Source organism: Bifidobacterium sp. LH_424, from assembly GCF_056356895.1.
The window spans coordinates 1-671 of record NZ_JBKEVC010000020.1 but is presented as its reverse complement, the minus strand read 5'-3'; the positions used below and the strand labels follow the sequence as shown (position 1 = coordinate 671).

The window sequence follows — 671 nt, the reverse complement described above, 5'->3', positions numbered from 1 at the left end:
CAGACCTGAAAGATTGACACTAACCTCCGGGAGCGTCGGATCCATCCTTCGGGGTGGTGAGGGCGGTCCTGTTGGGAACTGATTTCCGGTAGGGTAGCGCGTGGAGTGACGCGGATGGCATGCCGGGTCCGGAGGTGGTTTTCCGGGTCCAAGCGTGCGGGGCCTTCCCCAGGCAAATCCGGGGATGCTATGGCCCGAGGCGTGATGGGGGCGTTCTTCGGACGTCTTCCGGTGGGTCCGTCCGTCGAGAAAAGCTTCGGCGCGAGGCGCATGGGCGCCCGTACCCCAAACCGACACTGGTGGTCAGGTAGAGCATACCAAGGCGATCGAGCGAATCCTGGTCAAGGAACTCGGCAAATCACTCCCGTTCCTTCGGTTTAAGGGAGACCCCCGATGGTGAACCGGCTTGCCCGGGGAGCGGTTGGGGGTGGCACAATCCAGGGGGTAGCGACTGTTTACCAAAAACACAGGTGCATGCGAAGGCGCAAGCCGCTGTATATGCACTGACGCCTGCCCGGTGCCGGAAGGTTAAGAGGATCCGTCAACCCTTTTCGGGTGAAGCGGTGAATTCAAGCCCCGGTAAACGGCGGTGGTAACTATAACCATCCTAAGGTAGCGAAATTCCTTGTCGGGTAAGTTCCGACCTGCACGAATGGCGTAACGACTTCCCC

The 671-nt window shown here is 60.2% G+C and carries 1 rRNA gene (running past one end of the window); it reads left to right on the top strand.

The window, feature by feature from the left end:
• A 23S ribosomal RNA gene (locus AC1AYP_RS10580) occupies nt 1–671 on the top strand; its annotated part reaches 1,104 nt to the left of the window's first position; the annotation flags it as partial.